The organism is Iningainema tapete BLCC-T55 (assembly GCF_014698965.1).
Taxonomy (GTDB): Bacteria; Cyanobacteriota; Cyanobacteriia; order Cyanobacteriales; family Nostocaceae; genus Iningainema; species Iningainema tapete.
In genome coordinates this window covers 70,768-84,778 of record NZ_JACXAE010000074.1, presented here as the reverse complement: position 1 = coordinate 84,778, position 14,011 = coordinate 70,768, and the positions used below count along the sequence as shown (strand labels likewise).

Below are 14,011 nucleotides of genomic sequence, written 5' to 3'. Positions count from 1 at the left end.
GAAATTAGATAGTTTCTACCTTAGCCAGCACTTCTTCGCCCAATTCTTCTTGGCGCTTGCGCTTGCGCAGTTTAGTAGCAGCACCTATGGTACCGAGCGTAAACAAGCCGAGTAGGGAAGCGGGTTCGGGTACTGACGCTGAGGAACCGCCTGTTCTAGGATCGATTCTCAAAACTTGTCCTGTTTCTGCAAGTCTGGCACGGTTTGCAGTGTACAAATAACCATCAGGACCAAAGAATAAACCAGAAGCAGCTTCTAGTCCATTACCACTCCAGATAGTTTCCTTGGTACCATCCAAGGCAACTTTGATGATCGAACCGCTGATATCACCAGTGATAATACCGCCCTGTTGAATGCCCTTCCATTCTGACTGATTGATGTGTTGCAACAGATACCGATTGCCGTCACCGTCGTATGTAACGCCAGTCAACTGGGTATACCCATTGTCAATCACTGTTGCTTCCAAAGTATCAGGATTAATGGAATAGACCCGTGCTTTACCTTCTGGATAAGGAAAGTAAGTGTATTCAGCTAATGTTAAAGTTCCATCGGGAGCAACGGTAATTGCTGTAGGAATTGATTGTTGTGATACAGGAAGACCATTCTCAGCAATTGCAAAACCAGGAGGAGGTGGTGCGCCTCCGGTTGGATCTACTACACCTTCAGGAAGTTGTGGGAATTCAAGTTGACTTGTTGGTATTAGTTGCGGAGGTAACGCCTTTGCGTTCTTGATACCGCTGCCATCAAGTCCTACAGAATAAACTACGTTAGCACCGCCATCCACAACGTAAGCAGTATTACCTTTAATTGTGAAAGCGTAAGGGTTGGAAATTAAGTCACTGCCATCGACATTATTTGCGCTTTCGTAAGCTGCAAAGTCAGCCAGAGTTGTTAAAGCACCAGTGCTTACATCTACTTTGTAGAGTTTTCCTAGATCGGGAGATTTTAATATAGCATCACGGGCGTTTGGATCGCCAGCAACACCTGTCAAGAAATAAGCGTTGCCTTGAGAGTCAAATTTCCAGTCAGCAGGACCTGCAGCTTGTTCGCCAGAGGGAACTAATGCGATGGAAGTGAGATTGTTTAAGAAATTTGTTTTTGTTCCGTCGGGAGCAATTTTGATCACGCCACCAGTAGGACCAGCACACAACGGAATATATTGAGCGCTAGGCGATGGGATACATCTTTGTCCGCCGTCTCCATCTCCTCCACGACCACTGTAGGTTACATAAAGATTGCCGTCCTTATCCCAGTCCAAGTTACGTGGGTTATCAAGACCGTCGGCAAGTACGGATAAAGATACAGCTTGAGCTGATTTAGCTTCAGCCGCAAAAGCGGCAACGCAAAGAGTAAGAAATGTAAGGGCAAATGACTTGAGTTTCATACCTGTTGAAATTGACTTTGGTAGTTTGTGTAATGTGTTATGGATTTAATGAGAGCAATTCCCAGTAATCGGGAGATGGTAATCAAGCTATTTATTTAGCAGCCCCTCATAGAGAGGCTTTTTTATTTGGCTTGAAACTCTTTACCTAAGTGAATGGAGTCTATTTTTGATGTTTTTCTCCATTGTTGAAAGGCTTTCGCTTGCCCTTATGCAAGGGATGATGGGCGAATCAGACGTTTGTTAATACACCCTCAGATAATTGGGGTATTAACTGCTTACTTTCAATCCTGAGGACTTGTCCTTTTCCTGGACGACCACCCCGGTTGATGATGTAAAAGGCATCATCGGGACCGATCGCCATAGCTGAAGGTGACTCTAGTCCATTACCACTCAGCAACGTTGTGCGATCGCCATTTGGTGATATCTTGATTAGCGAACCGTCTGGGTTTCCTTTCCAGCCTGACTGGTTCATATGCTGTAGAACGTACAAATTACCTACAGCATCGAAAGCTAAGTCTATTAGTTGCGTAAATCCTTCTGCGTATACTGTTAGTTGACCGCTAACATCTACGCGATAGATTTTCGCCCCTCCTTCAGGAAAGGGAAAACCAGTAAATTCACTGATGTAATAAGCACCATCTGGTCCCTTGACAACTCCTGTTGGTACTGATTGAATTCTTAACTTTGATGGGCGTGCATCACGATAAGAACTTGGAGGTGGAACGTGTCCCCGATCAAAGTTTTCCGATTTTGGTGTTGGAAATATTGGGTTAGTTAATACTTGGTCTGGAATATTTGCGAGTGCCTTCAAACTACTACCATCAGTACTGCTACTGATGAGTTTGTTAGCACCAGCATCAACTAATACAATTATCTCATCATCTATTAAAAAAGCCAAGGGGTTACTGACTACTTCATCTTCTTTATACGTAAACTTTGTAGTAACTTCATAATTGGCTATATCGGCAACACTAGTATAAGAGTTTGTACTGAAATCAACAGTAATGATTTTGCCTAAATCAGTATCAGCCAATGTGCGATCGCGATCAACTGCTTTTGCTGCCAACCCAATCAAAACAAACGGCTGACCCGATTTGTCAAACTTAATATCATGAGGACCTGCAGCTCCAGTACCATCAGGGAACGCTACCGAAGGTAATCCAGTCAGTACACGTTTAGCTACACCATTTTCTACTTTTGTAATCGCCCCAGTTGTACCGTAAAATAAATTACCTTGACCACTAGGTGATGGAATAGAAGCGCCTTCACCCCCCGTTCCCGCTTCTGCTATATAAAGATTCCCGTCTGGACCAAAGCTCAGACCTTTAGGATTATCAAGATTGTCGGCGAGTACTACAGTCATAGGACATAGTGAGAAAATTTAGAAATTAGAAATTTGGGTGTAGAGACGCTTGGGTATCGCGTCTCTACGATTTTGACTACTTAGCGTCGGGCATGTAACTTAAACCTTGGGCTAAAGTACTAAGGTTGCCAGCTTTACCTTCTAATAAACGTTTGATATTCAATTGCTCAGAGCCAAAGTCTTCAATTTGAAGTTTGCCGTGAGGTAGTTGCTCACCAACTTTCCAAAAAGCGATTTGGTGGAGAATAAAACCAGGAGCTTGTGGATCTTGGAACACATGAGCAGTTGGCATGAGCAACAATGGACAGCGCTGATAAAATCCGTAATCAGGGTAGAAGAACTCGTGTTCCACCAAGTACCACTTGTTCACTTGTTGTATGCGCAAAGTAACTTTGACTTTTTGGTCATATTCATCACGAAACTCACCCGACGTAGAGCCAGCGATTTCGCCATCGGCGTGGAGCAAGTGCGCCCAATCGTCCATGTTGCGCAAATCTGACAAAAACTCGACCGCTAATTCTACTGGTGCGTTAACATACATGGTGCTACTATCAACATAGTAACGCCCTTGAGCGGCAGCCTTAAGACCTGCTTTGCGTTCCAAATTACCTTTGAGAGAACGACACTCAGAAGTATGTACTGTGTGGATTCCCTCCATGATCAATGGCGATCGCCGCTTGGGATCGACAAAACTGATCCAGTGTAAGTACACACCCTTTTCATCAGTTCCCGGCTCAATGTAGTTGGCGGGGAAAAGTAGGACAGGGTAAACTTGATAATACTTCTGATATTCTAAACCGCAGTGCCACTCAATCCCGTAGAATTGAGGATGATCCAATCTTTTGACGTGATAGTAAAGCGGAGTTTGATAGCCAGAAGCAGTGCCAACCCAAGTATCTTCGTCAATTTGCTCTCGCATCCGGCTATAGAGCGTCCACTCGTCCAAATTTTTGAGACTACACAGATACTCATAAGCAGTTTCTGGGGTAGTCGCAATATACGCCGACGTTGCAAATGTATTTCTTTCCGTTACCATATACTGCTCCTTTACACCAGTGCCAAAGTTTTAACTTTTCTGGCTCTCATAATCCTGTCTTCTGCCAACTGCTTGGCAGCTTCATTGGTAGTGAGAGACTGCTTTGAGCTTCTGTCAAAAATTTCCAGCAACGTGTCGTAAATGTTATCTACTTGTTGGAAAACTTTTTCTTCGTCATAGCCAATCATTTCGTTGTAAACGTTGATTAGCCCTCCAGCATTAATCACATAATCTGGAGCATAAAGAATGCCTTTATCCACCAGCATTTGACCGTGCAATTTCTCATTTTCTAGCTGGTTGTTTGCTGCACCTGCAATCACAGGGGCTTGAATAAGAGGAATTGTGGCACTGTTGAGAATTGCCCCTAATGCACAAGGCGCAATGACATCTACTTCTAGAGAGAAAATTTCTTCTGGCTCAACAACAGTCGCACCAAACTGACGCTTGATTTCTGCTGTTTTCTCTTTACTAATGTCAGTAACAAAAAGTTTTGCACCACTTTCATGTAAAAGGTGGCAAACATTACTACCTACATTTCCTAGACCTTGAACTGCTACCTGTAGCCCTTCTAGGTGTGTGCTTTGCAAACGAAACTTGACAGCAGCTTTAATGCCGAGAAACACTCCCTTAGCTGTTACTGGAGCAGGTCCGCCAGACCTTTCCTCTACCCCAACTACATAGCTAGTTTCTTTACTAATTTCTCTAACATCCTGAGGGGTAAGATTAACATCTTGCCCTGTGATAAAACGTCCATTGATTGTTTCAATAAAACGTCCGTAAGCTCTGAATAATTCAGGGGTTTTGTTTTCAGGGTTAGCAATAATAACTGCTTTTCCGCCACCAACAGGAATGTTAGCACAGGCTGCTTTATAAGTCATACCTCGACTGAGACGAAGAGCATCTCTTAAAGCCGCTTCTTCGTTGACATATGGCCACAGTCGTGTTGCTCCCATTGCAGGTCCCAAACTTGTGTCATGGATAGCAATAATTGCTTTAATCTCTGGGTCTTGACCATGACAGAAGAGGACTTGCTCGTGACCCATTTCTTGTACTGTTTCAAAAAGGTTCACTTTTGTCTCCTCAACCAATTTTAAATTACTGTTAATTGCTGATTGTTTATGGCTAATTGTTAATTGCAATGAACAATTAACAATTAGCTATTAGCTATTCCCGATTAAGCATTGGGGAATGATACTAGTGGGAAAGAAACTTGCTCTGTGGCTGGTGTGGTGGTAGCTTTAGCGGGAGTTGTTTTTACTCCTTGTGATGCTAGAGCTTGGTTGCGTCCTTTAGAAGGTGCGCGTCGATCAGGATCGATCAATACGTCGATCACTATAGGACCTGTAGCTGCCAACGCCTGCTGTAGCGCCGAAACAATATCAGATTCTTGAGAAACGCGGATAGCTTCTGCTCCCATACCACGAGCAATCATGGCAAAATCTGCTTGTGAGAAGGTAGCATCTGCTCCTTTGAGTCCCAACATTGCCATTCCTTGATAGCTCATGTTGTAACGAGCATCGTTAAGTACAATCCAAACTGCCGGAATTTGGTACTTGACTGCGGTGCTGATTTCGTTATTCATCAGCATTGCTCCATCTCCGGCGATCGACACTGCTTTACCATTACGAGCAACAGCAGCGCCCACAACTCCTGTGGTAGCATGACCCATGGACCCTACTCCCGTGCTAATCCGGTAGCGTGGTTGTGTAAACCGCAGTGCATTTGTTGCCCAAATGAACGAGTTACCAGAATCTGCCAGTATTACAGCGTCGCTGCCTTCAACAAATACCTTTTGGATTGCTTCAAACAATATCTCTGGTCGGACGAGAGATTCTGTTGCAACTCCTGCTTCCAAATCTTCAGGACTGGGTAGCAAAGGAGCAGGTGTGACTTGAAGATTTTCGTGTTGCAACAGAGCATGAACAAATGCTTTGATGTCAGATTGGATGGCAACAGTTGGAGCGTTAGCGAAAGCTACTCCTGGTACTGCAGGGTCAATATCTACATGGATAAAGCCTTCAGGTGGAACCATTGCTTGACTCCAGAAGGAAGTTGGTTCACCCAGGCGAGTTCCTAGTACAAGAGTACGTATTGGAGGTTGCTTGTGCATGTAGGTGAAAACAGAACTGTGACCACCTAAACCTGTGACACCTACAAATTGGGGGTGGTTTTCCGGAAAGATTCCTTTGCCACGAGGAGAACACATCACTGCTGCCCCTGTTTTCTCAGCGAGTTGGCGAATTTCCTCTGCTGCACCACGGGCACCAAAGCCTAACCAAATCGCAAAAGGTCCTTCTGATAATAGTTGTACAACTCTTTCAATTACTTCAGCGTCGGGTGTGAGCAAAGGACTACAAACGCTTTGTAGTGTGGGAATCTCGCTTACCAAACTTGATTGTACTGCTGTAGGGATGCTCAAGTGAGCGACAAATCCTCCGGGACTGCTTAAACCAAGAGCAAGTTTACGGAATATCTGTGGCAGTTGTGTACCAGATTCGATTTTAGCAGCGTAGTTAAACACTGGTCCTGGTGTAAAAATTCCCTCGGTGGGTAATGTTTGGCTGCTAGTTTCTTGAATTGCCCATCTTCCACGTTGTGATGCGGAGGTGCAAGCTGAAATGAAAATTACCTTTGCTCCTTCATCCCTTGCAGCGTATAATCCTGTTAGAGCGTTGGTGATTCCTGGTCCTGCAGTGGTGAAAACTACGGTAGGGCGACCATTAGCAAAGTAGGCTTCTGTTGCCGCAAAAGCAGCTCCTGCTTCATGGCGACAGTTAACAACTTGCACAAGGCTATTGGATAGCGAACCCCAAAAGGTTGCCATTGCGCCTCCGTTTACACCAAACGCACAGCACACTCCCAGATTTTCCAGCATCTGAACTACTGCATCAGCAACTGTAAGTCGATGATCTACTTCGTCTAGAACTGGAGTGGCATTGGATGGGTGTGCGCCATTTGCTGGTTCTGATTTAACATGACCATTGGGTTCATACACTTGGTATGGTCTAGCGCCGATTTGAGATGTTGTTTGAGTATAATTTTGGATCATTTGGTTCTACATACTCCCTGAATCTTGGAGAGGTATCGCCAGTTGCCGGACAGAGGTAACCTCTTACAGCACTGGTTCGCTGTTAAAATTACTCAAGCTGCACTTGCACTTAGTTTTGGCAATCTTTTACTCGCTTGGTTAACAGCTTGGAATTGGTAATGAATAGCTTTTTCCTTAGTAAAAAAACTGCTAAGTAATAGATAAACCATTAGGGCTGTGCTTATGAAATACAGACTACAAAAGCTTTGCAGGCTGCGGCAATGAAGAATCTTTTGATCGGTCTATCTATTTTTTTGCACTTAACTGTGTTAAAAGTAACGCCTATTCTACTTTTGAAAATAAATTCTGTCTTTAGATAGTTTACAACTTATTTAATAGTCTTTATTTATACTAATAAATCATTAAGTAACTACCCAAATAAGTTAAGAGTAAATCAAACAATGATTTATGTATGGAAACAAAAAACCAGCAATTAGATCACCATCAAAATATTTGTCGCGATCGCTACCTACTTAATTTTCAAAACTTTACTTCTTTAGATGGATGACTAAAAAAAAATACGTGGTTAACAAAAATTAACGTGTTTCTTTTGACAGATGAAAAAAAAATAATTTAGTAGTTAAATTTTGTTAATGACAAATTTAGAGGTCAAAAGTGAAGCAGCAAATATTTGTACAAGCAAATAGTAGTAACCACGGTAGAATTGGTCATCCATAAATATGCTCAAATTGTCCATTTTTAGCCATCTACATCTCTTAAGAGAAGTTTACTTCGGGAGAGAACTTGTCAAAATGAAGACCTAATTTGATTAGTAGTAAATTGTAGACTCTTTAGTTGGAAGTAGAACCTTTACGACTAGAACTCGTGTGGCGTACCTCTACAAATTCCACTTTAAATAAATTATTGTCAACACAAGGAAGCTAAAGCTAGGCTGAATTTAATCTTTGACTTGAAACCAAGCGTGTTTCCTTATATTAAAGCTTTTGTAAAGTTATATTAATTTTTTTAAATATTTGGTAATCTATTGTAGTTGAGGGGGCTGAAAAGCAACCGTGAAAAATCAAAAGGTCTAAGTATGTATGAGGGCTGAAGAGCAGAGTGAATCAGATGCATGGGAAAAAGCCATGAACTTTGGCGAATATAGACTTATTGAAACTAATATGCAATTGGCATCACAGAAAGAGCAAGGGTTGACATATGGAATGTTTCTAATTAATCAATGTGAAGAAGCTGCGTTCTGTCTAGGAAAAAATGCACAATTTCTCTATGTCAACAATGCAACCTGCGGCATGAGTGAGTATTCTCGCCAGGAATTATTGTCAATGACACTGCTAGACTTAGATGTAGATTTCTCACTACAAGATTGGTCAAAGCAATGGCGAGCGCTCAAGCAACAAGGTTCACTAAAATGCACATCACGTTATAGAACAAAAGGAGGAAGGATATTTCCAGTAGAAATCAAAGTATCTTACGTAGAAGAGCAAGGTCAAGAATTGATTTGTGCTTTTGTCAGGGAAAGGGGCGATTTATTACAGTTACAGAACAAAAACGGACATTTAAACATAGAGCAAGAAGTAGTAGAGTATCAGAAAACAGAATCCCAATTAGCAACATCTCTGTGGATACTGCGTTCCACCCTTGATTCAACTGCGAATGGTATACTTGCAGTGAATTTTGAGGGAGAAGTTCTTTGCTACAACCAAAAATTCATGGATATGTGGCAACTACCTAGTTCAGTAGGCATGTCCAAAAAATGTCCCAAGGCAAAAGCCTTCTTTGAAAGCAAAGTCAAAGATCCAGAACTTTTTCGTAGAGTTGTGTGGGATCTGCCCATCGAGTCAGAAACAGAAAGTTACGACTTAGTGGAATTAAAAGATGGAAGAATTTTTGCTCATTACTCTGAACCACACAAATTAGGTGATAAAACTATTGGTAGAGTTTGGAGCATTTGGGACATTACCGAGTCCAAGAGAACAGAGGAAGCCTTAAAGATCAACGAAGCTAGATTCCGGACTTTGGCAGAAACAACAGATGCAAGCATCTTTCTCATCCAAAATAGGAATATTTGCTATGTAAATAGAGCAGCAGAAATACTTACAGGCTATTCAAAAAAAGAATTACTGAATAACTTTAGCTTTAGTATCGATAATCTGATCAAAAGTCAAAAACTTCGACAAGTACACAAACAAGATGGAGCAGCTTTTTGTGAATATCAAGAAATGCAGATTGTGACAAAGAATGGCAAGGAGCGCTGGCTAGCTTGTACAGTAGAAGTACTTGATCAAGTACTTGATTTTAGTCAAAATGTTGAATTAGTAACAGCTATTGATATTACTGACTATAAACAAGCAGAATCAGAACTGCGCTTAGCCCTAGAGCAAGCAAAACGGCTGAGCGAGTTGAGAGAACGTTTTGTTTCCATGCTCTGCCATCAATTCCGTACTCCGTTAAATGTTGTGGCATTTTCTGCTGATTTACTCAGGCGGCATCTTCATCAATGGACAGAAGAAAAAAACCGTTCGTATCTTGATTTGATTCAAGCTGCTGTTAAACAAATCAGTGAGTTACTAGATGAAATTCTCTTATTTGGACAAGCAGAGGAAGCAAAATTAAAATTTGATCCCAGACTAATTGACCTCAATCAGTTTTGCCGTGATCTTGTTGTACAGTTGCAGTTAGCTGTAGGTAACCAAAGAACAATCAATTTTGTCAGTAAAGGTAATTGTACATCCGCTTATTTAGACCCAAAAATACTACAGCATGTCTTGACAAATCTGCTCTCAAATGCTGTCAAGTATTCTCCTAGTGGAGGTACAGTTTTGTTTGAATTATCTTGTCAAAATGAAAACGTAGTTTTTCAAATTAAAGATGTAGGTATAGGTATTCCAGTAGTCGATCAACAACAAATATTCGAGCCTTTTTATCGAGGTAGTAATGTTGATGACATACCAGGTACAGGGCTTGGGTTATCAATTGTGAAAACCCTTGTAGAACTACATGGTGGTAAAGTTACCGTCACCAGTGAAGTTGGTACAGGTACTACATTCACTGTGAAATTACCATCAATCAAATTTACAAGTCCTCGATAGATATTTTTTACTTGCTTGAATAGTCTACATAAAGTTCAGTTATTTATTCACTCACACAAACATTGGTAATTAATTATGATGGTGCACGAAACTTCAAAAAAGATCCTAGTCATCGAAGATGACTCCACTAGCCGCAATATGTTCCTAGATGGTCTAGAAGCAGAAGGTTTTTTCACCATAGGTGCTGAAAATGGTTATACTGGCATCCAGCAAGCACAAGAACATATACCCGACTTAGTGATTTGCGATATCATGATGCCTGATATCGATGGTTACGAAGTTTTATCTCAACTACGTCAAGATCCTGTTACAGCAATTATTCCTTTTATATTTCTCACCGGTAGCGGTTCTCAAGCTGCTATGCGTAAAGGTATGGAGTTGGGTGCAGACGACTTTTTGACTAAGCCTTCTACAGTAGCACAATTGCTCAGAGCAATCAAAATGCGTCTAGAAAAACAAGCTATGTTCATGCGCCACTGGTACATGACTTGTTGCCAAAACTTATCTCAACCACAGCCGCCATCCACGTCAGTTCCAGAAGAACCTCAATCAATTTTTCCATCTCTTCCCCACCTTAAAGAAGTTTTCGACTATATCGAAGCTAATTACGATCAAGGGATCACTCTGTGTAATGTCGCTGATGCAGTAGGTTACTCAGCAGCTTACTTAACAAATAGAGTAGCAAAACAAACGGGAGAAACTGTTAACGGCTGGATTGTTAAGCGCCGGATGTCAGCAGCTCGTTCTTTACTCCAAGATACAGACCAAACAATTGAACAAATTGCCACTGCACTAGGATATCAAAATGCGTGTCATTTTTCCCGCCAGTTCCGTCAACACCACGGAGTACCTCCCCAAACTTGGAGAAAAGAAAATCAGCAGCTTAGGCACTGCCGGGTAGAAGTAATGAGATAGTATTAAGCGTGTAATGTCAGTTTTGCCTTTTAGCATCAGGGTAGGCGCAGTACCATCACGAGCCACATAGATATACAGTGGGTCAATTTTTTGACAATTATCAGATTTATTTTGCGTCCTACATCATGTCATATTATTATCTTCCAGACCCCCGACTTTGCAGAAGAAGTCGGGGATCTTGTTCTTTGGGCAGAGGAAAATAGTTGCAGTTGGGAAACCTCTGCCTGGAGTAAACGTCAATTACACTAACAAATCGACAAATTCTGCTCAACGCCCGTCTACTAGTCAGAATGTTCACAGTTGATTCTACACTGTGTTTTCTTAAAAGGGGTCGAGATTTGGGTAAGATAAAAAGGCTATCTTTTCTGCATCGCAGATACGAAAGCCAACTCATATCCAATGGAGTTATCCCCATGCTGACTTTAAAAATCGTCGTTTATATAGTTGTTGCTTTGTTTGTTGGTCTATTTTTCTTTGGATTTCTATCCAACGATCCAGCTCGTAACCCAGGTCGTAAAGATTTAGAATAAGACCTGGTCTGCAACGCTTGTTGTGGCGGATATTAGTTACCGTATGAGCGTACTTGTCAGCAGCTTATTTTAGAGTAGGCTGGGCAGAAAGCAAAAGTCGGAAGAAAATTCCTTCCGACTATTTAATAGCTGTTTGTTAGCGTTCTTTGTGTTCTCCTATGCTTCATCCCGATCTGCCGCCCGCACCTCATCTGCTCCCAACTGCTACTGAAACCAAATCCCATTCAGTAGTGGAAACTAAGGATCAGGAGTTAGTCATCGTTAAGGCGTTATCTCAAACCGCTACACCGGAAACTTTTCCTGCTGAATTTTCGCCTGTTTCGGTGACTAGAAGTGCAGCGTCTTTAGGAGAAAATCTGGCGATAGGTTATCCCGTACAGCAAAGAGTTGTTTTATCTCAAAATATTGAACAAAAAAAAGCGCTTAACGATGCGATCGCTCGGGGCAAAGAGTTATCTCAACAAAAAGCACAAAGTTTATTTGATGCACCTCTACAGCCAAGTGATACTGAAACAGAAAAATCAGCTACATTTGAACTCACGCAACAACCAATTAAAATAGACTTCGACGCTCAACAACAGACACAACAGCCAGTACCTTCTACAATCGAATTTAAATCTCGCACTCAAGATCAACCAGTACCAAGCAATACCACAACAGAGCAACAAAGTCAACCAGTAACGCCAGATAACACCATACAGCCACAAAATCAACCAGCAACCCCAGAAAACACAACACAGCCACAAAATCAACCAGCAAATAACCCCCAAGAAACAAGAAGAGTAATAGAAGTAGTTGCAGATCGGCAAGAATATGACGAACAGCGCCGGACTGTAACAGCATCCGGGAATGTGGTAGTGCGATTTGATGGCTCGGTAGTGGATGCCGATCGCTTACAAGTAAATTTAGATAACTTAATTGCTGTGGGCGAGGGAAATGTCGCCTTAACAAGAGGCGATCAAGTTCTACGCGGACAACGCTTTACCTACAACTTTCTTCAAGATAATGGTAACCTACTCAGCGGTAGTGGTGATGTATTCATCCCCACCGCAGGGCGAGATTTGTCTTTTCAACAATCAACAGATGCTGCCACTACCAGAGGAGTACAAGCACGTCCGTTGAGCGATCGCGTTCGTAACAATCAACCCCGGCAAGCAACCAGTCCGGGAGGAGTTAACATTCTCATCGGTGGTAGAGTAGACGCGAGAAATGTTCCCAATCCCCAACCGGGAGGACAAGTGAGGCGGCTACGTTTTCAAGCGGCAAGAGTTGATTTTTATCCACGTGGTTGGCAAGCTCAAGATGTACGCATCACTAATGATCCCTTTTCACCTCCAGAACTGGAGTTACGTGCAAATAAAGTAACTTTAACCAGAGAATCACCTTTAGTTGACAGAATTAAAACAGAAGGACAGCGTTTAGTATTTGACCAAAGTACTTCTGTACCAATACCTAAAGATGAGCAGACAATTGATCGTCGTGAGCGAGAAGTCAGTCCACCAATCGCCTCCATCGGTTATGATAGCGATCAAAGGGGAGGATTATATATTGAGCGCGGCTTTAAAATATTAAATAATGAAAATGTCAGCTGGAGTATCGCGCCCCAATTTTTTGTCCAAAGAGCAGTAGACAACTTTGATGATTTTCCCTCACTATTTGGTTTAAAAACGAGACTGAATGCAGTTTTAAGTCCACAAACTGTAGTAGAAGGTTCTGGATTATTAACTAGTTTCGACTTGGGTGATATAGAAGACAATTTAAGAGCTTCTTTGCGATTGCGCCAAAGTTTAGGCGGTGTCAATCCCCATATTGCGACATTAGAGTATAGTTATCGCGATCGCCTTTACAATGGTACTCTTGGTTATCAAACAGTGCAGAGTAGTTTGGGTGGTGTGGTGACCTCTCCAAATATTCCTTTAGGAACAACAGGTTTCAATCTGAGATATCAGGGTGGTGCGCAGTTCATTAATGCTAACACAGATCGCAACGATTTGCTACTAGATGCAGGCAGCGATAATGGTCGGATCTCTTTAAGTCGGATTCAAGGTAGTGCAACTATTGACGGTGGGGTTACGTTGTGGCAAGGTAAACCACTACCACCCACTGCTACCGAAGGATTGCGATATACACCAAATCCAGTGGTTCCTTACTTGCGAGCGATCGCCGGAGTCACCGGTACCACCAGTTACTACAGCAATGGTGATAATCAATCCTCCTTGATTGGTACAATCGGTTTAGAAGGGCAATTAGGTAACTTTTCTCGACCCTTCCTAGACTACACTGCCTTCAATATTAGTTATTCTCAAGGTATAAATAGCGGCTTATCTCCGTTTTTGTTTGATCGCTATGTAGATAACAAAATTCTGAGTGCAGGTATTACACAGCAATTATACGGTCCCTTCCGCCTGAGCTTTCAAACATCGATCAACTTAGATAAAGGAGAAAGCTTAAGCACTGATTACATTCTGGAATATAGCCGTCGCACTTACGGAATCTCCTTGCGTTACAACCCGGATTTAGCATTAGGTGGAATCAGCTTCCGAATTAGTGACTTTAATTGGACTGGCGGAACCAATCCAATTTCCGATCCTTCCGAAGTCAAGCCAGTTGAAGGTGGCGTGCGACAGGATTATTAAAATATGGCT

The 14,011-nt window shown here is 42.1% G+C and carries 9 protein-coding genes; 4 read left to right on the top strand and 5 right to left on the bottom strand.

Features of this window, described 5'->3' with window-relative positions:
- Nucleotides 1-4: 4 nt before the first annotated feature.
- The 5 genes from ICL16_RS24060 to scyA all read right to left on the bottom strand — a co-directional run bounded on the left by ICL16_RS24060 (nucleotide 5) and on the right by scyA (nucleotide 6,832).
- Entirely contained in the window at nucleotides 5-1,384 is a 1,380-nt protein-coding gene (locus tag ICL16_RS24060) for a ScyD/ScyE family protein (RefSeq protein ID WP_190832934.1), read from the bottom strand.
- 229 nt (nucleotides 1,385-1,613) lie between these two features.
- The gene (locus ICL16_RS24055; RefSeq protein ID WP_190832932.1) at nucleotides 1,614-2,747 is read right to left on the bottom strand and encodes a ScyD/ScyE family protein; all 1,134 of its coding nucleotides are present in this window, start codon (nucleotides 2,745-2,747) and stop codon (nucleotides 1,614-1,616) included.
- A gap of 76 nt (nucleotides 2,748-2,823) precedes the next feature.
- Nucleotides 2,824-3,783 (bottom strand): scytonemin biosynthesis cyclase/decarboxylase ScyC, encoded by a 960-nt coding sequence (gene scyC, locus ICL16_RS24050; protein WP_190832930.1) that lies wholly within the window; start codon nucleotides 3,781-3,783, stop codon nucleotides 2,824-2,826.
- A gap of 11 nt (nucleotides 3,784-3,794) precedes the next feature.
- The gene (gene scyB, locus ICL16_RS24045; RefSeq protein ID WP_190832927.1) at nucleotides 3,795-4,853 is read right to left on the bottom strand and encodes a tryptophan dehydrogenase ScyB; all 1,059 of its coding nucleotides are present in this window, start codon (nucleotides 4,851-4,853) and stop codon (nucleotides 3,795-3,797) included.
- A gap of 104 nt (nucleotides 4,854-4,957) precedes the next feature.
- Nucleotides 4,958-6,832 (bottom strand): scytonemin biosynthesis protein ScyA, encoded by a 1,875-nt coding sequence (scyA, locus tag ICL16_RS24040; protein ID WP_190832921.1) that lies wholly within the window; start codon nucleotides 6,830-6,832, stop codon nucleotides 4,958-4,960.
- A gap of 1,079 nt (nucleotides 6,833-7,911) precedes the next feature.
- Here scyA and ICL16_RS24035 point away from each other — a divergent pair.
- From ICL16_RS24035 to ICL16_RS24020, 4 genes are all read left to right on the top strand, one after another.
- On the top strand, nucleotides 7,912-9,921 hold the full coding sequence (locus tag ICL16_RS24035) for a scytonemin biosynthesis sensor histidine kinase (RefSeq protein ID WP_238360929.1): 2,010 nt from the start codon (nucleotides 7,912-7,914) through the stop codon (nucleotides 9,919-9,921).
- 78 nt (nucleotides 9,922-9,999) lie between these two features.
- Nucleotides 10,000-10,836 carry a response regulator transcription factor gene (locus tag ICL16_RS24030; RefSeq protein ID WP_190832977.1) on the top strand — a complete coding sequence of 279 codons (837 nt, stop codon included), beginning with the start codon at nucleotides 10,000-10,002 and terminating at the stop codon, nucleotides 10,834-10,836.
- Between the two features lie 413 nt (nucleotides 10,837-11,249).
- The gene (locus tag ICL16_RS24025; protein WP_190832975.1) at nucleotides 11,250-11,366 is read left to right on the top strand and encodes a photosystem II reaction center protein I; all 117 of its coding nucleotides are present in this window, start codon (nucleotides 11,250-11,252) and stop codon (nucleotides 11,364-11,366) included.
- 158 nt (nucleotides 11,367-11,524) lie between these two features.
- Nucleotides 11,525-14,002, top strand: coding sequence for a DUF3769 domain-containing protein (locus ICL16_RS24020; protein WP_190832914.1), 2,478 nt, complete (start codon nucleotides 11,525-11,527; stop codon nucleotides 14,000-14,002).
- Nucleotides 14,003-14,011: the final 9 nt, after the last annotated feature.

Coding starts and splice junctions, on each gene's coding strand:
- ICL16_RS24060 (WP_190832934.1), bottom strand. CDS start 1,384: ATGAAACTCAAGTCATTTGCCCTTACATTTCTTACTCTTTGCGTTGCC.
- ICL16_RS24035 (WP_238360929.1), top strand. CDS start 7,912: ATGAGGGCTGAAGAGCAGAGTGAATCAGATGCATGGGAAAAAGCCATG.
- ICL16_RS24055 (WP_190832932.1), bottom strand. CDS start 2,747: ATGACTGTAGTACTCGCCGACAATCTTGATAATCCTAAAGGTCTGAGC.
- scyC (WP_190832930.1), bottom strand. CDS start 3,783: ATGGTAACGGAAAGAAATACATTTGCAACGTCGGCGTATATTGCGACT.
- scyA (WP_190832921.1), bottom strand. CDS start 6,832: ATGATCCAAAATTATACTCAAACAACATCTCAAATCGGCGCTAGACCA.
- ICL16_RS24030 (WP_190832977.1), top strand. CDS start 10,000: ATGGTGCACGAAACTTCAAAAAAGATCCTAGTCATCGAAGATGACTCC.
- ICL16_RS24025 (WP_190832975.1), top strand. CDS start 11,250: ATGCTGACTTTAAAAATCGTCGTTTATATAGTTGTTGCTTTGTTTGTT.
- ICL16_RS24020 (WP_190832914.1), top strand. CDS start 11,525: ATGCTTCATCCCGATCTGCCGCCCGCACCTCATCTGCTCCCAACTGCT.